This is a genomic window from Enterococcus sp. AZ177, from assembly GCF_050544585.1.
Classification (GTDB): domain Bacteria; phylum Bacillota; class Bacilli; order Lactobacillales; family Enterococcaceae; genus Enterococcus_L; species Enterococcus_L plantarum.
Genome location: NZ_CP172944.1, coordinates 2,584,482 through 2,608,611, shown reverse-complemented (window position 1 = coordinate 2,608,611; position 24,130 = coordinate 2,584,482). Strand labels below are relative to the sequence as shown.

The window sequence follows — 24,130 nt, the reverse complement described above, 5'->3', positions numbered from 1 at the left end:
TTATTTTAATGAGCGATTAAAAATGTCGCTATTCCTTTGACAAAGAAATACTGGATTTCGAGAGGTTAATTGTTGGAAATCATCATTTTTATGTTGTTAGAATTAATAATGAAATAAACTTATGATAGTATTTTTCCTACTTTTTTATTATGATTATAAAGAAGACAGAAAATGTCAAAGGAGAGGGATCGCTGATGGAAGAATTAACCTATAGTTACGCTACAACAATATCAGAAAGAATCCAGTGTTGGAAAGACTTAGATATAGAATCCGAGGATTATTTAAAACAGTGGCAAGCACGTAAAAGTTTATTGAAAATAGCCGATTATGATAAAATAGTTCAACATTATCATGTAGATAAACGAACGTTTGGCATGGGACTATTACCTTTTACTGAAGAACGTGCGACATTATTAATGCCGACTGTTGAAAAAAGTGAGTGGTTCCAACTTCACAGACAGCTATTTTCAGTTGAAATCCCAATAAAAGAAATGACATTAGTCACTGCATTGCGTTTTCATTTGCATTATTACGAAGAACATATCCGAACTATTTTACAAAAATTTCCGTCGCTTCACATACCAGAAAAAGTAGTGACAGAGCTAGTCGATCAATTATCCAATGAGTTCTTTTTTATTGCGCAAAAAACATTAGTCTGGGATGTCCATCAGATGATTGAAGAATATCAGCTTCAAGCTGAATCTAAAGAAGCTGAGTTCACTAAATACATCGAAGAATTTCTTGGTGATAAGGAACGAACCTATCTTTTTTTTGGAGAATATCCTACACTGGCTAGAATTCTTGCGGTCAGGTTGACTTTTGCGTGTGAAGTAATCGAGGAGTTTATCTCTTCTGTAAACGCTTCATCAGACTCTTTAACTGAAACGTTTGCTATCTCTACGCCGATGGAACTCACTAAAATTGAACTCGGACAAGGAGATAGTCATAATCGTGGGAGAACAGTGATCCAGTTTCAAGTGCAAGGTACACCGCTGATTTTTAAGTTTAAGAATCTAGAAATAGGAGAGCGTTTTAATGCTTTATTGACCTATCTTGAAAGCTTAGATTCAACGTTGTCCTTTTATAAAATCAAGCGAATCATTCGCCCGACATTTACCATTGAGGAAAAAGTCGCATATCAGGAATGTAAAAATGAAGGGAATGTGACTGATTTTTATCAAGAGTATGGCCAGTTACTGGCAATCGTCTATTGGTTAGGGGCAACGGATTTACATATGGAAAACGTGATTGCTCATGGGCCACATCCTGTGTTGATCGATGTTGAGACGTTGATTCGGCCTGAAATGTTCAGCTTGACTCAACCAATATCGAAACAAACGCGAATAGAAAAACAATCTGTACTTGTATCAGGTTTACTACCGCAAAAAAAACAATGGAAACGTGAATTGGAAATGGACGCGTTATCTGGTACCAAGCAAAAATTACCAAAAAAGGTCAGAAGATTGAGAAATGATCGTTCTAGCGATATTGCTTTTCAATTAGAAGAAGCCTATATGGACGGCGCCCAGAATATTCCGCGTCTAGCTGGAAAAGAAGTTGATTATCTACTTTACCGTCAGGTGATCCAAACGTCGTTTGAAAAAATGAATCAACTATTACTAAAAAACAAAGCTAAATTTATTGAACAAGTCAAAACATTATTGGCAAATACAACGATCCGACTCATATACAGAGATACACAACAGTATGGGAATTTATTGAATTTTACTTTACACACAGATTGTATGTCTAATTATATTGAACGTGAAAAGGTCATTGAAAGTCTATGGAGGAGCAAAATTGTTCCAGAACCATTGATTCCTTTCGAAATAAACGCGATGTTAGATCATGATGTGCCTTTAGTGACAGCTAACACCTCATCAACAACGATTGGCATAAACGGTCATGAGCTAGAGCATTTATTAATACAGACCCCGTTAGAAGATACGGTAAAGCATATGGAGCAGATAACAGAGAAAACCAGTCATTTTTCGTATCTGTTACTAAAGGAAAGTCTAGGTACTCTAGAATATAATACGCAAGAAATAGTGATTCCAACAGAAAACGGTTCAATTGACTCCTCATTATTACAAAAAGCGGCTGATATTGGTGATAAAATCGTTGATCAGATGATGGTAGATCCAGAATATGGCGATGTAACTTGGATGTCTGTTTTTCCAGAATCAGATGATGAGATAGGAATCGTGTATCCTGGAACAGACCTTTATGAAGGTAGCGGGGGCATGTACCTGTTTTTAGTATATTTGAACTACTTTGTTCCAAAAAAGAGCTACCAAGAAATGATTGATTTATTGGAAAAAGAAATTTTTCTAATTGAAAACGAATCAAAGACTTACCAAAGTGCTTTCTTCGATGATGGAATGCGTCTGACCGTTGCATTTTATGTGACAAGACTGCTCAAGGATGACAAGCATCGTTTATACATGGAAAATAGCTTAGCAACGTTAGAAAAATCTCAGATAGAAGAACAAAATAAATGGAATGAATGGATTTATGGTAAAGCTAGCTTATTAACAGTTTTAGCAGCGGTCTATCAAACATTCCAGGAGCAAAAAGCCTACGAACTACTTGTAAAATATGTACAAGCAGTGACTTGTGACGAGATGGATGACAATAGCTTTGCTCATGGTTATGCGGGAGTATGTTATGGTTTGAGTAGAGCAGACCAAGTTCTTAATGACAAGAAGACAAAAGAAAAACTAGCTTGGTATCAAGAGAAGTTTGAAGAAAGGCTTGAAAAAGACGTAATTGTAACTAAATCATGGTGTCGAGGAACATTGGGCATTATGGAAGTAGGAAAAGTATTGAACCTCACTTTTACGAAGGAAATTCTTGAAAATGTAGAGGATGATTGTTTATGCCATGGAAATTTTGGAAATAACGATAATTATTTAAATGATATTAATTTATTAATGGGTAATGTCATTAAATTAAAATCTGATCCAGAATGCATTCCCATTGGTCTTTTTTGCGGCTTAGCAGGGATAGGGTTTCAATTGTTAAGAGCGTATGACTCGTTCAATGTTCATTCCTTGTTATTCGTTAAGTGAAACAATCTGAAAAAAGAACTTTACTTATTCGTGAGAACGTTTTATAATTTATGTATTGAAGTAAGGGGAGGAATATTATCATGAGAAAATTATCTATTGAAAAAATGGAAACTACAAAAGATTCAAAAAAAGTTGATGTAGTAGTAGGAGCTTCGTTTGAAAGAAGTAAGAACTCTGAAGATACTATGGATAGATCAGAAACAATCGTTGCAAATACTGTGGGCGGTTGGTCTCGGTTAGTTTGTTGGCCATAAACATGAATAGATAAAAAAAAGAACTAACAAGAGTTAGTTCTTTTTTTTATCTATTAAATTGATTTCTTTAAAATCATAATACAAATAGCTTCAGTACCAGATATAATTAATACAGCAAAATTCAAAATCCATGAATATGCTAATTCATTGTAAGATGCAATATCGTAGAATAAGTTACTTAAAGCAAATAGTATAATTAAAGTGATAATAAAAGAAATAAAACTTGCTGCTGAAATAATTTTCTTTCCACGTTCGTCTTTTCCTTCTTTACTAAAGAAAAAGTAAACAGAATATACGATAAACACAATGGATAGTGCAATAACCACTAGGCTAGACCAGTGATTGACAGGCAAGTTATCAAAAAAAGATTTAAGTGATTCAGTCATAATTTATCCTTTCCTTCCGTTAGTCGGTTTCTTCGTCTGTTTGCTCGTCTTCGGTTAATTTCTTGAAAGTGAAAATCTGTTCAATCGGCACTTCGAAAACGTCTGCTATGTCGTGAGCCAGTAAAAGGGAAGGATTGTATCTATTTCTTTCTAGTTGAATAATTGTTTGTCTAGATACTCCCACTTTGTCAGCAAGTTCCTGTTGGGTCATGCGTTTCATGGCTCTGTAGACGTGAATGGAACTCTCAAAAGATGAGTTCTTCTTTTTTGGCAATGCAAATCCCTCCAATAGTCTAATTTATGTATTAAATAAAAAGCGCATAGTCAATATACCATATCTTACTTTCACTTACAAATATCATGCAGATAAAATATAGAGAAAAAAGCCAAGCTTCTCGATTAGCCTGGCTTTCGTTTCTGGAAGGAATCAGTGTATCGAATGAGTTTTTTTTACTTTTCGTTATACATGCAAAGTAATTAGTTGAATTTCTTGTTCATAAACCAAATCTTGTCTTCATTACATTTTCTACATTTCGTTGCTTAAATTTTTTTTTTGATTAAACAATCTTTATATGTGTTTTTTGATTTATTTGGATGAATCATCCAACCTTTTACACATACTCACTATTTGTAAAGATGTTTTTATGATCTTTATACTCTACATAGACACACTGTTTTGAAAGGTGAATCCTGTTCTGCTAACAATTTTGTGTTTATTCGTTTCGTGCTTCGAGAAATTCTTCAATCCAACTGATTAATCCTCCTTCCTTCTACAAGTATAATAACACGGATAGAAAACGTTTTCAAATAAAAGAATTTTATTTTTCACTTTCTCTAATTATTTAATGGCTGAGTGAGTAATCAAAAAAAGTGTGAAGAAAAAATAAAAAATTAGCCATATTTATTGAAGTTTGAAAAAAAAACATGGTATAGTGAATGTAGATACTATATTAATAGAAGGAAAAAATAAGAATGGGGGGATAGGATGGAAGCATACAAACAACCTATCGAGACAATTATCAAAGAAGTGAACACAAATAAAGAGCAAGGATTGACGGAACAAGAGGTAAAGAGAAGCCTTAATGAACATGGCGCTAATAAGTTTCAGGAAGCTAAAAAAGAATCGATCCTGAAAAAGTTTCTTCACAGTTTATCTGATTTCACCACAATGATTTTATTAGTTGCAGCAGCTATTTCGTTTTATACAGCAATTGCTACGGATCATGGAGATTATTTTGAAGGGATTCTGATTATCGCAATTGTGATCATCAATGCGGTATTGGCCATTGTTCAAGAAGGAAATGCTGAAAAATCGTTAGCAGCATTGCAGGATATGAATAAGCAAAGCAGTTCTGTTTTACGTGATGGCAAAGTAGAGACCATCGATGCAGAAGATGTTGTTGTTGGCGATATACTTGTACTAGAATCAGGCTCGATGATTACAGCAGATGCTCGTTTGATTCAAGCATCGCAACTTAGAGTGGAAGAATCTGCCCTTACCGGGGAAAGTGAACCTATTGAAAAAGATTCAGAGTACATAGGGAAATCTGATGCACCAATCGGGGATCAAATCAATATGGTATTTAAAGGTTGTACGGTTTCAAACGGTCGTGGTCGAGCAATCGTTACAGCAACTGGTATGCAAACTGAAATGGGAAAAATCGCTGGATTATTGAACGATGACGTGACACAGCAGACACCGTTACAAAAACGTTTGAATCAGTTAGGTAAGCGTATCAGTTTCATTGCGTTAGGTGCTGCAGCATTAGTGTTTATCATTGGTGAATTACAAGGTGAGCCAATGTTGGAAATGTTCATGACAGCAGTATCGCTAGCAGTAGCAGCGGTACCTGAAACGTTGATGGTGATTGTAACATTAACACTCGCTTATGGTGTGCAGAAAATGGCTAAAAAACATGCAATCATTCGCCGTTTGCCAGCTGTTGAAACACTTGGAACTGCAAACGTTATTTGTTCTGACAAAACAGGAACGTTAACACAAAATAAAATGCGTGTTAGACGTGTCTGGTCTCGTGGAGACGAAGTAACGGATACCGAAGATGCAATGACAGATGAAGCGATGGAAGTTTTAAAAATGGCTTCTTTATGTACGGATGTTATTGTGGACAAAGAAGGAGACGACTTGGTTATCCAAGGGAATCCAACGGAGGCTGCAATTGTACGCGCAGTGGAAGAAAATTATCATACAAAAGCTGAATTAGAAGAAAAATACCCAAGAATTGGTGAAATTCCATTTGATTCAGAGCGTAAAATGATGACAACAGTCCATAAAATGGGGAAAAAATATATCTCTGTAACCAAAGGTGCGTTTGATGTTTTATTGACACGTTTCCGTTTTGGCGATTTAGATCAAGCAGCTGTAGTGAACGACCGATTTGGAAAACGGGCATTACGCGTTATTGCAGTTGGTTATGCAATCTATGATGAAGAACCAACTGAAATCACTTCAGAGGCTTTAGAGAAGAATCTGCGACTGTTAGGATTGATTGGTATGATCGATCCGCCGAGACCGGAAAGTAAAGGTGCTATTGCTAGAGCTAAAAAGGCTGGAATCAAAACAGTTATGATCACAGGGGACCATGTAGTAACAGCAGGAGCGATTGCGAAAGAATTAGGGATTTTAACAGATAAGAGTGAAGCTTTGACAGGATCAGAGTTGCAAAAAATGTCTGATGAAGAACTAGATTCACGAGTGAAATCACTTTCTGTTTATGCTCGAGTGACACCAGAGGATAAAATTCGTATTGTTAAGTCTTGGCAACGTACAGGAGCGGTTGTTGCTATGACGGGTGATGGAGTCAACGATGCACCAGCTCTAAAAGCAAGTGATGTTGGATGTGCCATGGGTATTACAGGAACGGATGTCGCTCAAGGAGCTGCGGATATGATTTTAACGGATGATAATTTTGCAACCATCGTTGATGCAGTAGGACAAGGCCGAGCCGTCTATCGAAATATTCGTAAAGCGGTAAACTTTTTACTGAGCTGTAATATCTCGGAAATATTCATTGTATTGATCGCGATGTTGTTAGGTTGGGGTGCACCATTTACGGCGGTTCAATTATTATTTGTTAACGTTGTGGCAGATGGTCTTCCAGGGTTTGCTTTAGGGAAAGAGCCAGCTGAAAAAGGGATCATGGATGAAGCGCCAATTCCAAGAAATGAAGGAATATTTGCCCGTGGTTTATGGCAGAAAATTGGGATCAATGCGTTTGTCTTCACGGTAATCACCTTGTTTGGTTTTTACTTGGGTGCAAATGTTGATTCAGTGTCATACTTTTTCGAAGCAAGTCATGAAATTGGTCAAACTGTTGCATTCTTGATTTTAGCTTATTCATCGATTTTACATGTCTTTAATGTTAGAAGTACAGAATCGATTTTTAGAGTAAAATTATCAACGAATAAATCACTGTTTGAAATGGCTGTGTTGGCTGTTATTATTACGACAGTTATTGCTTTATTACCATTCACACAAGATCTGTTCGGATTAGTTCCAATTGGAATGAATCACTGGTTATTAGTAATGGGCTTATCGATCGTGCCAATTTTTGTAAATGAGATGATCAAATTCCATTATTCAACAGAAGAAGAAACTGAATAAAAATAGAATAACTGCAACGCTTGATGTACTGATTCCTTAATAGAATTTAGTACTTCAGGCGTTTTTTTTGTAAATATTTAATTATGTGAAAGGGCGCTGTGAAAAGACTATTGAAATTATTTACATAAAAGGCTTGCTAAAATGGTAAAGGAGTATTATAGTTGTTATCAAAATCAGTTGTTTTGATTTTTTAGCGATGTTTTTTTAAATTAATTATAACTAAACAACCGATATTTTTATTTGGATGCCCAAATAAAAATCTTAGGGGAGTAGCAACATAGTTTATCTATGTTTTTAGATCAACAGCAAGTGTGAAAACACTGGTCTAAGAATGAAATTGCGAGACCTAAGTGTAAGGGCCAAGTGTCGTTTCACTTAGGTCTCTTGTTTTATTTAAAAATGGAAATTTTGGTACTGTGTTTTCATGCTGAAGCTGAATAAATACTTTGGCTTTTAACAACATCTAGCTTCGCAAGCTAACTCTTGGGAAAGAGAACGAACCCTTTTAGTGATAAAAAATGTCACACATAAAGGTCCCTATTCTTTAGTCCGAGTTATACAAGCCTGCCTAGCTTTTAAATTGGAGGAGAATCTTGTGGTAGAGAAGTCAAAAGTTTCGCATCATCAGAAATTGACGGCTGCTGGTCTTTTAGTAGCGATGGGTGTCGTTTATGGAGATATCGGAACAAGTCCGCTTTATGTGATGAAAGCGATCGTGGGAGACAATGGTGGTCTTCAAAATGTTTCAGAGAATTTCATTATTGGTGCGGTATCATTAATCTTTTGGACATTAACGATTTTAACAACAATCAAATATGTTGTGATTGCTTTGAATGCGGACAACCATGGTGAAGGGGGGATTTTCTCTTTATACACGCTTGTGCGCAAAAAAGGAAAATACTTGATTATTCCAGCCATGATTGGTGGTGCAGCGTTATTAGCCGATGGCGTATTGACACCTGCGGTAACGGTGACTACTGCGATTGAAGGATTGCGGGGAATACCAGTTTTCTTTGATCGGTTCGGGAGCAATCAAAACATTATCGTGATGATTACCTTAGTTATTATTCTTATCTTATTTTCTGTTCAGCGTTTCGGAACGGATGCGGTTGGAAAAGCTTTTGGGCCGATTATGTTTGCATGGTTTACATTTTTAGGTGTCATGGGGTTAATTAATTTTGGGCAAGATTGGACCGTTCTTCGTGCGTTGAATCCATACTATGCAATCCATCTGCTTTTTAGTCCTGAAAATAAACTAGGGATCTTTGTTTTAGGAAATGTATTTTTAGCCACAACAGGTGCAGAAGCACTGTATTCTGACTTAGGACATGTTGGTAAACACAATATACGTGCAAGTTGGCCGTATATCAAAATTTGTTTGATTTTAAACTATTTAGGACAAGCAGCTTGGATCTTGAACGCAAAAAATGATCCATCTATTTTAGCGATTGAAAACCTAAACCCATTTTTCCAAATGATGCCAAATAGTATTATGTTTATCGGTGTTGTTTTTGCTACAGTGGCAGCAGTAATTGCATCACAGGCCTTAATTTCAGGTTCATTTACTTTAGTTTCAGAAGCAATTAAATTAAAGTTGTTTCCAAGATTGAAAATTATTTATCCAGGTGCGAATATTGGTCAAATGTATATTCCAGCAGTCAATATGATGTTATGGATTGTCTGTTCATTGATCGTAATCACGTTTAGAACCTCTACGCATATGGAAGCAGCGTATGGTCTTTCAATCACTGTAACGATGCTGATGACAACTATTTTATTGATGTTTTATTTACTACAAAAAGGTGTACCAAAATGGGTTGCCTATCTGGTTACCTTATTCTTTGGGAGTATCGAATCGATTTTCTTTGTCTCAAGTATTGCGAAATTCTTCCATGGTGGTTATGTTGCTGTCGGAATCGCGTTGTTGATCTTAGCGGTAATGACGATATGGGAATGTGGCAATATTATCAAAGAGAAAACATCGGATACCGTTCCGCTTAAACAATATGTTGAACAATTACGGCAATTAAAAGACGATACAAGCGTTCCGAAATCTCAAACAAATGTTGTTTTCATGACACCAGATACGATTGGGGACGAGATTGGACGACAAATCATCTATTCAATTTTAGATAAACAACCAAAAAGAGCAAATGTCTATTGGTTTGTAAATGTTGAAGTAACCGACGAACCGTTTACGAAGGAGTATTCTGTGGATATGATGGGTACAGATTTTATTGTGCAAGTACAGCTTTACCTTGGTTTCCATGTGGCGCAAGAGGTCAATGTTTATATTCGACAAATCGTTCACGATTTAATGAAAGAAGGTCGTTTACCTAAACAACCACAGAAGTATTCATTGACACCAGGTCGTGAAGTCGGAGATTTCCAGTTTATTATTATTCGTGAAGAGCTATCTAAAGTGACGGAGTTAAAGAAATGGGACCGTCAAATCATGCAATTAAAATTGGCAATCAAAAAAAGAACGACAACGCCAGAAAACTGGTTTGGTTTGGAATATAGTGAAGTAAAATATGAATCTGTTCCGTTGATTATTGGTGATACGCGGAAGACTAGATTAAGGGAACGAAAAGGGTTATCCTAAATAAAAATAGCTTAAATTAAACGGCGAGAAAAAAGTAGCTCTTTCGAATAAAAGTCGAAATTGTCGGAGCTAAATGCTTTTTTCTCTGCCTTTTTTCATTCGATAGTTCCTATTCGCGCTATTTCTAAAGGACAAGTATAATAAGTAAAGAGAATAAAAATGAGGTGTAAAAGATGCTTGCAATAAATTTTTTTATATTATTTTTAATGATTGCGATTACGGCTTTTTTTGTCGCGAGTGAGTTTGCTCTAGTAAAAATTCGTATGTCTAGATTAGAACAATTGAAAAAAGAAAATGTCAAAAATGCTGAGTTGGCGATCCATGTGACACATCATTTGGATGCTTATTTATCTGCCAGTCAATTAGGTATAACTTTAACAGGATTGATTATTGGGTGGGTTGGCGAAGGTTCGGTAGCGACATTGTTGCATCCGCTGATAGGAAACTTACCAGTCAGCGCTGCGCTTAGTCGGACGGTCTCAGTGATTTTAGGATTTGCAATTGTCACATATGTGGATGTTGTGGTCGGTGAGTTACTGCCCAAAAGTTACAGTATTGCCCAAACTGAAAAGGTTGTTTTAGCCATTGTAAAACCTCTGCATTATTTTTATAAAGTGATGTATCCTTTTATTTGGTTGTTGAACCATTCTGCAGCGAAGCTTGGGAAAATATTAGGGATAAAATTAGTTTCAGAAGGCGAAGAAACATTGACGCAGGAAGAATTGTTATATGTAGCCGTTGATTCGTATAAAAAAGGGGAACTGACTAAAGAGGAATATCATTATATGGAAAATGTGTTCGAATTCGATGATACCCTTGCTAAAGAAATTCAGGTCGATCGCACCTCAATGGAGGTTTTTGAAGCAGATGAAACGGTGGCGCAGGCTATTCAACACTCTTTGAAAAGAGGACATACTCGCTATCCAGTCATTGATGAATCGAAAGATAATGTATTGGGGTATGTAACGTTGCCCGCCTTAATCAAAGAATCGTTTATCAACGATCAAAGAAAAGTCGGCGAATTAGTAGAGGAGCCAATCATTGCTTTGGCTACTATCCCAATCAAAAGTTTGTTAACGATGATGCGAAAAGAAGGAAAACATATTGCGATTTTAAAAGACGAATATGGTGGAACAACAGGAATGGTCACGATTGAAGATATTTTAGAAGAGCTAGTTGGAGATATCAGGGATGAGACAGATTTAGAAAATGCGTTGATTGCAAAAGAAGCAGATAATTCTTATATCGTCTCAGGGAAAATCACGTTGGATGATTTTGAACGCTATTTCAATGTTAAAATTCCATTGTTTGAAAACTCTGAAATGTCTACGATAGCAGGCTTTATCGTGGAGCAAAAAAACAATCAAATTGTTGTAGGAGATCAAATAAAAATCGATCGTTTTACTTTTGAAGTGATGGATTATGAGCATGCCCATATTGATTACTTTAAGGTAATAAAATCAGCCGAATAACAATAGTAACACACGGAGAAAAAATAAATTCTCCGTGTGTTTTTATTCATTTTGTACTTGTTGAGAAAACCCAAAAAGATGATTGACGTAAAGTCGTTATTCAGCTAGGATTAAGGAAAGTGAAATCAGAAATGATTGACGTAGATGCACAAATCTTTTTAACGAATAAACAAAAATTAAAAAACGAACGGGTTTACATAACGTTTTATTATATGGAGGCAATTCATTGATAAATGTAACAGAAATAACGGAGAAAATGTCTCCGAATCAGAAAATCAATTATGATCGTGTTTTGCAAAAAGTGATTGCAGAATGGGAAAAATTGGAGGTTCGTCCAACTATTTTGCTTCACAGCTGTTGTGCGCCGTGCAGTACCTATTCGCTTGAGTATCTAACGAACTATGCGAATGTTACGATTTTTTTCGCTAACTCCAATATTCATCCAAGAGCAGAATATCAACGCCGCGAAATCGTGCAACAAAAATTTGTAGAGAAATTCAATGAGCAAACCAATAACCAAGTTCAGTTTTTAGCGGCACCTTACGAACCAAATAAATTCATTCAGATGGTGCAGGAAAATAAATTGACAGAAGAACCCGAAGGCGGAAAAAGATGCTCTGCTTGTTTTCAAATGCGCTTAGACATTGTTGCGGAAAAAGCACAAGAATTAGGCTATGATTACTTTGGGAGTGCACTAACACTCTCTCCGAAAAAAAATAGCCAATTGATCAATGAAATTGGCATTGATATTCAAAAATTTTATGCAACCAATTATTTACCTAGTGATTTCAAGAAGAATAACGGATATAAGCGTTCAATCGAGTTGTGTAAAGAATACGATGTATATCGTCAATGCTATTGTGGCTGTATGTTTGCGGCAACAAAACAAGGTGTTGACTTAAAAGTGGTGAATAAAGAAGCAAAAGGATTTTTAGTGGAGCAATCAAAACAGTAAAATAGAACAAGGATGGGAGAGCAATGCTTAACTCCGAGAAATAAGAGAGAGTTGTTTATTCTCCTACCGTTTATTCGGATTCCTTGAGGCTGAGATATGACTGTAGAGTTATGTCCCAGCTTATTTTTTTTGAAAGATGCAACGCAAGTGTATAGTTTTAAACTATATAAACTGATAGAAAATAAATGTTATTCTATATTTCTTTCACGTGGTAAAGTAGATTCAATACCTTATAGGAGGAGGAAAAGTATGAAAACATCTATTATCGGGTTTCCACGTGTGGGAGAGTTGAGAGAATTGAAATTTGCAACAGAAAAATATTTTAGAAAAGAAATCTCAGCAGACGAATTAGAAGCAAAAGGAAAAGAATTGCGTAACAAACATTGGCAATTGTTAGTCGATCAGGGAATCGATTTTATTCCAAGTGGTGATTTTTCATTTTTTGATACAACATTAGATGCTGCAGTCTTACTGAATATCGTACCAGAAAAATATCAAGCGCTGCAATTATCCCCTTTAGAGACTTACTTTGCGTTGGCTAGAGGCTATCAAGGAGAAGCGGGTGATGTTACAGCTTTAGCCATGAAAAAATGGTTCAACACTAATTATCATTATATGGTTCCAGAACTCGATGATGAGACAGAACTTAAGCTGGTTGGAGATAAGCTTTTCACCAACTTTAAGGAAGCAAAAGAAGCAGGGATCATTACTCGTCCAACTATAGTAGGTCCCTTTACGTTATTAAAATTAGCTACGTATCACGGATCAAAACAAGCACATGATTTTTATGAAGCAGCGATTATTGCCTATGCACAAATCTTTGATCAGTTAAAAGAACTAGGAGGTGAATGGCTTCAAATCGATGAACCAGCTTTAGTTTTGGATCTATCACCTGCTGAAGTTAAACAATTTAAAGAATTGTACCAAAAATTATTAGCGAAAAAAGGCAACGTAAAAATAGTAGTGCAAACGTATTTTGGAGACGTCCGAGATGCGTATCAGGAATTGATTGAATTACCTTTTGATGGAATCGGCTTAGATTTTGTTGAAGGAAGGAAGACACTAAGTTTACTTGAGGAACATGGATTTCCAGAAGATAAAATATTATTCGCAGGAGTCGTAAATGGGAAAAATATCTGGAAAAACAACTATCAAGCTACGTTGGCATTACTTGAAAAAATACAATCATTTGGCAATAGTGTGTTAAACACATCTTGTTCACTGCTTCATGTTCCTTTTACGTTAGCCAATGAATCAGCATTGACCAAAGAGGTGACAAATTATTTTGCTTTTGCTGTAGAAAAATTAGCTGAACTGACCGATTTAAAGAAAATAGTTGAGAATAAAAAAGACAATCAAGAGCTGTTGGATGCTAACACTGCGCTATTCGAGCAAGAACGCTTTTCTAGAAATAAACAAGTAGCACAGCAAGTTGAATCATTAACTGAGAAGGATTTTATTCGTTTACCCATCTTAGCGGATCGTGCAGCGATTCAAAAGGATAAATTAACACTACCCATTTTACCGACGACGACGATTGGTTCATTCCCGCAAACAAATGAAGTCAAACAAAATCGGGCGAAATTTAAAAAAGGTGAAATTACTGAAATTGAATATACTGCTTTTAACCAAGCAAAAATTGCGGAATGTGTCGCTTTTCAAGAAAACATCGGGTTGGATGTTTTAGTTCACGGTGAATTTGAACGCAATGACATGGTTGAGTACTTTGGTGAAAGTTTAGCAGGTTATTTGTTTACTGAAAAAGCTTGGGTTCAATCGTATGGAACTCGTTGTGTAAAACCGCCAATCATCTGGGGGGACGTTTCACGCTCAAATCCAATCACAGTTGCTTATTCTAAGTATGCTCAAACTTTAACGGACAAACCGATGAAAGGAATGTTGACAGGTCCTGTAACGATTTTGAATTGGTCATTCCCTCGTGAAGATATCAGCTTAAGAGAATCAACGCTTCAGTTAGCATTAGCGATTCAAGAAGAAGTATTGGATTTAGAGGCTAACGGAATTGAAATTATTCAAATCGATGAAGCAGCTCTGCGGGAAAAATTGCCATTACGTCAAACAGATTGGCACTCTGAATATCTAGATTGGGCGATTCCCGCTTTCCGTCTCGTTCACAGCAAAGTACAGCCGACAACTCAAATTCATACACATATGTGTTATAGCGAATTTGCTGATATTATTCAGGATATCGATAATATGGATGCGGACGTTATTTCATTTGAAGCTTCTCGTTCAAATTTAGACATTTTAGATGCATTAAAAGCAATTGACTTTCAAACTCAAGTTGGACCAGGAGTATATGATATTCACTCTCCGCGTGTTCCTTCAGTGGAAGAAATCGAAGAAACCATTCACAATATTCTCAATAAACTACCGACTGAAAAAGTTTGGGTCAACCCTGACTGTGGTTTGAAAACAAGAGGAGTACTAGAAACGGAATCCAGCTTGAAAAATTTAGTACTTGCGGCAAAAAAGGTACGTGGAGGGATTTAGATGAGAACGGATATCTTGTTCAAAAAAAAGACCGTCTTTTCTTATGAAATTTTTCCGCCTAGACGAACAGCACCCATTGAAACGATTTACCATACATTGGATCGTATGAAAGGACAACAACCTGATTTTATCAGTGTGACGTTAGGTGCGGGGGGAACTGGTGAAAACTTGAGTACCGCAGAGATTGCTCAGAAAATACAAGAGGAACAATTTTTGCCAAGTGTGGCACATTTGCCTGCTGTGAATTTTTCAAAAGATGAGATTCTTATTATTTTGGAAGAACTAAAAGAAAAAAAGGTAGAAAACATTTTAGCTTTAAGAGGCGATATTTTACCAAACAAAGAGCCCAAGAAAGATTTTTCCTATGCCAGTGATCTGGTCGCGTTTATCCAAGAACAAGGAGATTTTAATATTATCGGTGCTTGCTATCCCGAAACGCATGGAGATGCAGAGAGTTCTGTTGAAGATATTCGGAACTTAAAACGTAAAGTTGATGCGGGTGCTAACCAGCTGATTACACAATTATTTTTTGATAATAACTATTTTTATACATTTAAAGAAAAGTGTGATATTGCCAATATCAATGTGCCGATTCAAGCTGGTATTATGCCTGTAGTGAATAGAAAGCAAATCGAGCGTATGATAAAGATGTCGAGTGTTACCTTACCAACAAAATTTTTAAAAATGATGGAACGCTACGAGCACAATCCAGAGGCTATTCGTGATGCAGGAATTGCCTATGCCATTAATCAAATTGTAGATTTAGTTGCCCAAGGAGCAGATGGAATCCATTTGTATACGATGAATAATCCTTATGTCGCACAAAAAATTAGAGACGCAACACGCAGTTTATTTAATGCTTAGTTGAAAAATATGAAATTCAAAGAACTATACAATTCACCTGCCTTAGATAGGTGAATTGTGTGGTTTTTTTATATATTCAGATGTTAAATTTTTATTTTTTTGATATTTTAAGGGTTATTCGATTCTTTTTATTTACTTTGTTTTATTTTTTATAAAATAACAAAAACGAATTTTGTTATTTTGTTTATTTAAAGATTAGATAATTGTCTTTTTTACCTTTTTTTTAAACGTTTATTATATGTTTTTTTTGCAAAAATGTTTATATATGAGAATAAAGCCTTTTCAACCTGTTTTTTTATTTTTTTATTTTACATATAGATTAGTTTGAGTTCTTAATAGAAATTAAGTTTCCTCATTTAGTAAAAAATATTACAAAGAAATTTTCATATACTTATTGACATAAAAATAACAAGTGGTTATAGTTTTATATAGATGAGAAAATTATTATTTTAGTATATTTTTTAATTAGTTGCTGAAAAGTATGAATTTTATTTTTTTACAATAGAAAGTAGCCGTTAAGAATATCCAACTAAATGAAAGGAGCATATATATGCCGAGAAAAACGCCTGTCAGAAAGAGTGTACGTACTAAAGACGAAAAGGCTAGGCAGAGTACTCCGGAAAAGCGTTCGCGTGGATATACAGAATCTAAGAGATTATATTCGGAAAAGGTGAGAGAGGGACAGCCTAGAAAAAAGCCAAGATTACGGCCGGTAGCGCAAGGCTCCCGCGGTAAAATTTCTGAAAACCCTAGAGGCTCAAGCTATCAAGAATCTCCTCGTCAAGTAAGACCTCGTCGAACAGCTCAAGAACGAAAGGTGAGGGAGAACTATAGAGGCAAGCTCCCAAATCAGGCTCCTAAAAGTCCAGGACTATTGGTATTTGCTTACCTAGGTAATCTAATTTTTTATGTTGTTATCATTGGCATTATTTTGATGTCTGTAATGTTTTCATTTAGCTCAAAGTCGACAGCATCGATTTTTGGTTATCGATTTTACACCGTTTTGACTAATTCTATGGTGCCACAAGAAAATGGACCAAAAGGTGGTTTTTACGCTGGAGATATTGTTGTTGTTAAATTGATGGATGGCGATAAGGTAAAAAAAGATGATATTGTCACATTTGGTGTGGGCGATGGTTCACGGTATCTGACTCATAGAGTAGTAGAACGCAAAGGTGAGTTAAATGGAGAAAAAGGAGATTACCTTATTACCAAAGGAGATGCCAATAAAACCAATGATCCACCCGTAGAAGCAGATCGAGTACTTGGAAAAGTAGTATTTGCAGTGCCAAAAGTAGGGAGCGTTATAGAATTTGCTCGTGAAGAATTTTGGGCTTGCTTGGTTTGTATTTTGTCATTATACGGCTTTTTCTTAGTGCTTAAAGCCTATTTATTTTCACCCAAAGAAGAACCTGTTAGGCGAAAAAACAGAAGACGCCCAGCATATGAACGATGATATTACCACTTTGCCTTATCTAATAAGGTAAAGTGAGAATATATATATTATATTTTTATAGGAGGATTATTTAAAATGAAAAAAAACAAAAAGAAAAAGCTGGTAGCTGCAGCGTGTCTAGCATTATTAGCTGCAGCTGCAGGTACCTTTGCGTGGATCAATTCTCAAGACCAACGAATTAACCGTGTGAAAACTGCCGCAATTAAAGATGGTAGTGTCAGTGTTGAAGAAAATTGGAAGCCAAAACCAATCGTTCCAGGTACGGATGCCACAAAAGAAGTAGCGGTTACGAATTCTGGTGATACTCCAGTGTTTGTGCGTGTTTCATACGAAGAAGTATTAAAACATTTAACAGAAAAAGGCGCTGTAACGAATCGTACGACAGGTTGGAAAGCGAATGAAGTCTTGTCTTTATCTGATGATATTCCAGTCGAATATGATGGAGAAAAGTATACGGGTCCAGAGAGCGACTACATAGATGTTACAGCTAAGGTAAAAGATGGCTCTAATGCCGCTTTACCAGCAGGTGTTAAAGTTTATGCAAAAGGTTCAGTTACTAAAGATCCTGTAACTGGTACTGAAAATACAACATTCAGTTATTCTGCATTCTTTGAATACGCTAGTGGTAAATACCAAGCGATGGAAACAGAAGTATCTGTGGCAGGCGGAAATGCTGTTGGGTCACAAATCGAAGATTGGAACTTTGTGATGTCAAAAGCTGAATATTCAGTTTATAAAGGTGGCTATAGCAATATGGCAACAAACTGGGCTGCTTCTTCTTTAGAAGGTGCTTCAGCAGATGCGACTACAGCTAAAGCTTCACTTTTAGGTAGTGCAGGCAAAAAATATGATGTTGATTACGATTACACAAGCAAAGCTTTAGGATTAGATGCACTTCCTGCAGTAACACCAGCAACAGATGGTGATCAAATTCCAGTTGCAAATTCAGAGAAAAAAGGCGTTCAAGCGGATAAAGTAGCTCTAGGAGTGAGTGGAATCAGAGTAGAATATGGTACAGATATGGTGACAACTGCTGCATTAGCTAAAGATAAATGGGCTTACAACAAAGAGGATGGCTATTTCTACTTCACGAGTCCAGTTATCTCAGGTGCGACAACACCGCATTTGTTGAAAAAACTAATTTTTACAAGCGATATTGGAACAGAGTATACAAATGCAACATATGATTTAATTGTAAAAATGGAAGCTATTCAAGCAACTAAAGAAGCGTTAACTGATAGCACTGGTTGGAACTTAAATGGAGCAGACGACTCAGAAACTAAAAAAATTACAGCTTATTTAGATGAACAAGCAGCAAGCTAAATTCTAGTTATGAAAAAGTAAAGGGAAGGGGATAAAAAGATGCAGCAATATCAAGTACAAAAACGTCTACTATTATTGGTTTTATACAGTTTATTAAGTGTTTTTATCACTTTCACAAGTGGAACGTTACTAGCTATTGCCAGTCAAACCCTTCCTCCAGGGGTGGTCATTGGCGATGAAACAGGAATATCTGCCTCTTCGGAAGGAGAATATTATGTTGATTTGCCGAATGTCTTACCTGGAGAAAGCTATGAAAAAACGATTACGATTCGTAGTCTGGATGTAAAAGAACCGTTTGAATTAGGAATCTTAGTAACCCCAGATAATAAAAAAGGGGTGATTGATTTTGACAAATCGATCACATTGACCTTGTCCATTGACGGAAAAAAAATTTATCAGGGACCGTTATTAGGGAATGGAGAATTTGATTGGACAGTTCAACCATTGATAGTAGGAACATGTGAATATGGTAAAGATCAAATTTTAAATGCAGTGTTCGAGGTTGATAAAGACTTGAACCAGGCAGATTATAAAGAAGAAAGCCAGTTGTTGTATCACTGGACTTTTGTCGCAACTAAAAATCAGCCAAAAACGTCAGAGACTAAAGATAGTAGTACAGATCGACCAAGTAAACCAGCATCTAAAGGGATGTTCCCGATGACTGGCGAAGAAATTAAAAATTTGATTTATAAAACATTGGCAGGACTTTTATTGATGTTAATTGCAATTTTATTATGGAAAAAACGTAAAGAAGAACAAGAAAATGTAGAGTAGAGGAAGGGGGAGACAATTGAGTAGAAAGAAAAAATTGTTGAAAATAATCAATCAAAATAAACCTTTTTTGGCTGTATTTTCTGTATTTTTAAGCCTACTACTTATAGTAGGAAGTACATACTCGTGGATTACCTATAGTGATGAAAAAATCAATCAAAGCAATCCTAATACTAAGAAACTATCCGCGGCAATCGATGAAGTCTTCACCCCAAATCTACAATGGGCGCAAGGGAAGACTACTGAAAAGAAATTGCTAGTGAGGAACAACGGACAAATGCCAGCCATCGTTCGGATATCTTTGTATGAATTTTTTGCCCAGTTTGAGCTTGATATGACTGATGGCGTTGGTAATGGTAACCAAAAAATTGTAAGTAGTTCAAGTGGATCAGATTTAACAATGGAAGATACTGCTACTTGGGAAAAAGGCAGTACATATAAGATTGCTTCTGAAACGTATTATGTAGCTTCAGAGGTTTACAAAGCCGATAAAAAAAACGCAAGTACAGCTTATGTCTACAAAGGAACTCGACCGATCGAGGCACTGAAGTATTTAACGATTCAATTTAATGATAATGACATTTATGATGAAAATAATAAACCAATGCCTGAAACACAAAATTATTGGTATTATTCTGATGGGTATTTTTATTATTCAGAAGTATTGCAGCCAAAGGAAAAAACGACATTGCTTATCGAAAGTATTACGTTAGATCGAATGTTACCAAACAAGTATAAGAGTTCTTTATATCAGTTGATTCCAGTTATGGATGCTCACGATGTTACAAAATCTCTAATGGAGAACTGGAATATTCCTTCTAGTTCATATCTGGAAGCGATATATCGTGAAAAAGTTCATTAGGAGGGGATTCAAAATGAAATCAAAGAAAAAAGTTGTTCATTTTTTATGGATACTGCCTGTCCTTGCTGTGCTTTTACTTATTGGAAGTGTAACAGCATATGCAGCGATGATGATGAGTGAGGAGAAAGTTAATCTTTTTCAGGTTGGCAATCTTCAGACGAAAGTGAAAGAAGTTTTTACGGAGCCAACAACAATTAAGCCAAATGAATCAGTTACAAAGGAAGTATCAGTAGAAAATACAGGAACAGTAGATCAGTTTGTCCGAGTGATGCTTCAGCCTGAAATTCGTTTAGAAAATGGCGAAAGCACGCGATTATTACCCTCAAAGATTGGAGAAGAGGTTCTTTTAGAGCTGAATCTTACGGATTGGACATTAGGTGAAGATGGTTATTATTACTATTTAAATGTTTTAAAGTCAGGCACTCCCAGTAATACTACTAAAAACTTATTCACTGAGGTCAAATTAAAACAAGATTTAGGACTAGAGTATCACAATGCAACTTTTAACTTATTAGTAAAAGTAGAAGCGATTAATTGTGCTAAATATGCTTATCGTGATGCATGGTGGCAAGGGTCTACACCTAGCAGTGGAGCGTTAGAGGCAATCGATAAAAAGTTAGCTGAACATGCGGAGTAAGGATAGGCACATGGAATAATTATTCCATGTATGCCTATTTCAATTCAACACTCATGAAATGAGTGTTTTCTAGGAAGAAATCATTGATTTGATAAGTTTTGAAAAGAAGGAGATAAAATGAAAAAGCAAAGACAGAAATTGAAGAGTAAAAAGAAAAAAATGAGTCTTTTTGTACTACTTGTTTTATTTGTTATTAGCGGCTATCTTTTTGTGGGGCAAGGTGATTTGAAGGCTTCTACTGTGGTAACTAAAAGAGATTTTAGGTTAAAAGCTGAAAATAGATGGAGTGGACTAGATAAAAAAAGTTATGCTGATCTAGAATGGGACAGTGTAAAGGACTTGAGTAAGTCAGGATATCAACTATATCAATCGGAAGATGGCAATTCTTGGAGTGTACGTTCCCTAAATTATGGGAAACCAATAAAAGTTCTGAATATTTATCCAGATATAGCAGGATCTAACACACTGAAAAGCTGGATGGATGGTTTAAATTTAAAAAATTCTAGTGGCGAAAAATTAATTAATGTTAAGGCCGTAAGTCAAAACAACTACGGAACTAATCCCAATGGCTATCTAAAGGACGCAAAAGGCGAATTTCAATATGATGTTATCATGTTTGGTTCTTGGGATTACAATAATCATTTAGATATCTCGGTTACTGCAAAAAACGCAACACAAGAATTTATTGATTCTGGAAGAGGCGTTCTTTTTGGGCACGATACGATTACCCCTAATGATCGTGGTCATACGAATTTTAATAGCTTTGCGGGTCAATTAGGGTTTAAATTGCAAGCAAAGTCTTTTCAAATTGGAAGTACAAATGTAAAAATAACTAATAATGGCTATTTAATGAAATATCCGTACGAGCTACAGAATGATATGGAATTAAAAATTCCACTTACACATACGTGGGGGCAAGGGATTTTGCCTAACTCAAAAACAACTAAATGGTTAGAATTTGAAGCACCATTTAATTGGGATAAACCGGGGGATGGCAGTGCAGATCCAACCTTTTATCTAGCCACCACTAATAATCTTGGTATGATCCAAACGGGTCATAGTAATGGAACATCTACTTCTGATGAACGAAAAATCATAGCAAATACATTATACAATTTAGCTCAGGTTTCTTTTGAAACAACGGCACAAGATCAAACTGTTAAAGATGATCGAGCGCCAGCACTGGCAAATGCTGTACAGAAACCGGGTGGTAGCGTAGATAATTTTGACATTGAAATTGATAGTATGGATCAAGGGAAAGAGTATCAGTGGTATATCGAAGCAGATACGATATCCAGTGGCTTAAAAAAATCAGATGTCGTAAAAGAGACCATTATGAGTAATATAGCTGGCTATTTTTATAAAATCGACAATTCTGCGACTTCAACTTTAGCAGGGACTGTTGAAGGATATAAGGATGAATTCGGTCGGATTGGTTCTAGTAAATATGATATTTATGTGGCACCAACAGGAAGTACAAATCCAGCAGATCCAAATTATGATCCTACACAAGACGCGAACTTAGTCGACTATGATACCAAAGGGACAATTTCTGGCATCAATGGAATAACTGATTTGGAAAAATATATTCATATAGTATCAGTTGATCGTTCAAATAATGTGAGCAAAGTAAAAACAATTCAAATCAAGGATTTGATGAATGAGTTTCGTGTTTTTGAAAAGTATTTCGATACCGAAGGAACACAACTTCAGGCTGATTCATATCAAGATATTCCTAAAGACAGTAATTATGAAAAGATAGTTATGAACATTGATAATTATGTCATAGATAGTTATAAAATTGACGCTGGAACTGACGTAGCAACGGGTCCAGATGCTAAAGTATCTATTGAGAAGGTAAACAAAAACTATACCGTAACTTACTACTACAACAAGCTGATACAATTGAATGTTAGACAGATGATAGTATCAGGCAATAGTGAAGTAATTTCACCGAGTGACGGGTACGTTCAGATAGATAATGGAAAAATTGATAAAAATAGTAATCTATTTAATTTAGCGGTGACTTCAGGAAAAGATGGGGAAGATATTGATTACTCATCGGTAAAATTAGCTAAGAGTGGCGGTCATCATCAATTATTAGTAACCTTAATGGTCCCAGAATATTATCGTTTTAGTGGATATATCGCGACAACAAGTGATGTGCCACATGATAGAAAAGTGAAAAGAGACGGTGAAATTAAATTAGATATTACGGAAGATACGAATTATTGGCTGACAATTTACGTAGAACCAACTGTTGATTCTACTATTTCGCCTACACCATACAGTTGGAATTATAAGGAGAATCAATTAGGGAAAATTGAGAATAGTGGACAATAAGAGCAAGTTTATGCAATGCCAAGTAGAAAGCGTTGGATTCTTAAATCTAATAGAAAAGGAAGATTCTTTGTGTATTTACTATTAATTGCTCTTGGATTAATCATATTTATCCATAGCCTCTTGCTCATGACTATCATTCAAAGAAATACAGAGATGACAAAGAAAATTGCCCAACTTGAGAAGCGAAATTCTCTTTCAAAATCCAGCGGTCAGCGGCAATTTCCAAATGAGCGCAAGACTAAATTAACGAAACGAGGAAGTAGATAACGATGAATATAGGCTATGCTCGTGGAAACAAATTGAATCAGCAATTTGATGTTTTAGAATCGTACGAATTAGACGAAATTTTTTCAGATGACAATCATAGTTATGACGTATTCCAAGATCCTGACAGTGATTATCAGAGATTATTGGATTATACGGAACCAGGTGATTGTTTAGTCATTGCTTTTTTAGAAGTTATTTCCAGAGATTACCAGCAACTACTTGTTTTTTTTAATGAATTGGAAGATTTAGAGTTAGATTTAATTGTATTGACTTCACCAGAGCTGACGTTAAATGATTGGCGGGAAGTGCTTTCGTGGGTTAGTCGTAATGATCAGTTACTACATCCACGTTTAATCAAGCTAAACTTAAAGCCAGGAAAAAAGCAAACGAAAGAAACTTATTCTGTATTTACCAGAAATGCAGAAGCTAAACGACTCTATCGTGATGTCATGTGGCAATTAGTCGGTAAGAATAAACTACGAACGATTGCTAAACAAAAAGGCGTTCCAGTTGAGACGGTTTATCGAATCCAGCAAGAATTTAAACGAGTAAAATTAGCAGTTATCTTAGCAATGTGTTTCTTTTTGACAATTGCTACAATTAAAATTACTGAGAACTTTTCGGACAATATACTGATTCAAATCGTGGTCTGTGTTGTTTCAACAGTAGTTATTCTTTATAACACTTTATCAGATAGCGAACAGCAGTAATAGAAAATCAATTAAAAA

17 protein-coding genes are annotated in these 24,130 nt (G+C 35.8%); 15 read left to right on the top strand and 2 right to left on the bottom strand.

Translation table 11 applies throughout. The annotated features are described in order from the left end of the window. The first annotated feature begins 194 nt into the window (after positions 1-194). Together lanM and IGJ34_RS12840 are read left to right on the top strand one after the other, a co-directional pair. Positions 195-3,071 (top strand): type 2 lanthipeptide synthetase LanM, encoded by a 2,877-nt coding sequence (gene lanM / locus IGJ34_RS12845; RefSeq protein ID WP_430597604.1) that lies wholly within the window; start codon positions 195-197, stop codon positions 3,069-3,071. 80 nt (positions 3,072-3,151) lie between these two features. Further along, complete coding sequence (locus IGJ34_RS12840) at positions 3,152-3,325, top strand: hypothetical protein (protein ID WP_167351504.1); 174 nt, start codon at positions 3,152-3,154, stop codon at positions 3,323-3,325. Between the two features lie 53 nt (positions 3,326-3,378). Here IGJ34_RS12840 and IGJ34_RS12835 read toward each other — a convergent pair whose 3' ends face one another. Continuing rightward, positions 3,379-3,711 carry a hypothetical protein gene (locus tag IGJ34_RS12835; RefSeq protein WP_069653852.1) on the bottom strand — a complete coding sequence of 111 codons (333 nt, stop codon included), beginning with the start codon at positions 3,709-3,711 and terminating at the stop codon, positions 3,379-3,381. Positions 3,712-3,730: 19 nt separating this feature from the next. Continuing rightward, positions 3,731-3,985, bottom strand: a complete 255-nt coding sequence (locus IGJ34_RS12830; protein ID WP_069653851.1) for a helix-turn-helix transcriptional regulator — start codon at positions 3,983-3,985, stop codon at positions 3,731-3,733. A gap of 711 nt (positions 3,986-4,696) precedes the next feature. Here IGJ34_RS12830 and IGJ34_RS12825 point away from each other — a divergent pair. From IGJ34_RS12825 to IGJ34_RS12765, 13 genes are all read left to right on the top strand, one after another. Beyond that, positions 4,697-7,333 (top strand): cation-translocating P-type ATPase, encoded by a 2,637-nt coding sequence (locus tag IGJ34_RS12825; RefSeq protein WP_430597603.1) that lies wholly within the window; start codon positions 4,697-4,699, stop codon positions 7,331-7,333. Positions 7,334-7,991: 658 nt separating this feature from the next. Beyond that, on the top strand, positions 7,992-9,938 hold the full coding sequence (locus IGJ34_RS12820) for a KUP/HAK/KT family potassium transporter (protein ID WP_181429552.1): 1,947 nt from the start codon (positions 7,992-7,994) through the stop codon (positions 9,936-9,938). Between the two features lie 173 nt (positions 9,939-10,111). Further along, positions 10,112-11,410, top strand: coding sequence for a hemolysin family protein (locus tag IGJ34_RS12815; protein ID WP_206834790.1), 1,299 nt, complete (start codon positions 10,112-10,114; stop codon positions 11,408-11,410). Between the two features lie 226 nt (positions 11,411-11,636). Then, a complete protein-coding gene (locus tag IGJ34_RS12810; protein WP_430597602.1) occupies positions 11,637-12,365 on the top strand; it encodes an epoxyqueuosine reductase QueH in 729 nt (242 codons plus the stop codon). Positions 12,366-12,614: 249 nt separating this feature from the next. Beyond that, positions 12,615-14,879, top strand: a complete 2,265-nt coding sequence (gene metE, locus IGJ34_RS12805) for a 5-methyltetrahydropteroyltriglutamate--homocysteine S-methyltransferase (protein ID WP_430597601.1) — start codon at positions 12,615-12,617, stop codon at positions 14,877-14,879. Further along, positions 14,880-15,743 carry a methylenetetrahydrofolate reductase [NAD(P)H] gene (gene metF / locus IGJ34_RS12800; protein ID WP_069653845.1) on the top strand — a complete coding sequence of 288 codons (864 nt, stop codon included), beginning with the start codon at positions 14,880-14,882 and terminating at the stop codon, positions 15,741-15,743. A 550-nt stretch (positions 15,744-16,293) separates the two neighbouring features. Then, positions 16,294-17,199, top strand: a complete 906-nt coding sequence (locus IGJ34_RS12795; protein ID WP_430597600.1) for a signal peptidase I — start codon at positions 16,294-16,296, stop codon at positions 17,197-17,199. 75 nt (positions 17,200-17,274) lie between these two features. Further along, positions 17,275-18,522, top strand: a complete 1,248-nt coding sequence (locus tag IGJ34_RS12790; RefSeq protein ID WP_430597599.1) for a hypothetical protein — start codon at positions 17,275-17,277, stop codon at positions 18,520-18,522. Positions 18,523-18,561: 39 nt separating this feature from the next. Further along, on the top strand, positions 18,562-19,296 hold the full coding sequence (locus IGJ34_RS12785; protein WP_206850692.1) for an LPXTG cell wall anchor domain-containing protein: 735 nt from the start codon (positions 18,562-18,564) through the stop codon (positions 19,294-19,296). 16 nt (positions 19,297-19,312) lie between these two features. After that, complete coding sequence (locus IGJ34_RS12780; RefSeq protein WP_111248541.1) at positions 19,313-20,155, top strand: BsaA family SipW-dependent biofilm matrix protein; 843 nt, start codon at positions 19,313-19,315, stop codon at positions 20,153-20,155. A 13-nt stretch (positions 20,156-20,168) separates the two neighbouring features. Beyond that, positions 20,169-20,792, top strand: a complete 624-nt coding sequence (locus IGJ34_RS12775; protein ID WP_430597598.1) for a TasA family protein — start codon at positions 20,169-20,171, stop codon at positions 20,790-20,792. A 117-nt stretch (positions 20,793-20,909) separates the two neighbouring features. Then, positions 20,910-23,135 (top strand): hypothetical protein, encoded by a 2,226-nt coding sequence (locus IGJ34_RS12770; RefSeq protein ID WP_430597597.1) that lies wholly within the window; start codon positions 20,910-20,912, stop codon positions 23,133-23,135. Positions 23,136-23,404: 269 nt separating this feature from the next. Next, entirely contained in the window at positions 23,405-24,112 is a 708-nt protein-coding gene (locus tag IGJ34_RS12765) for a recombinase family protein (protein ID WP_111248544.1), read from the top strand. Positions 24,113-24,130: the final 18 nt, after the last annotated feature.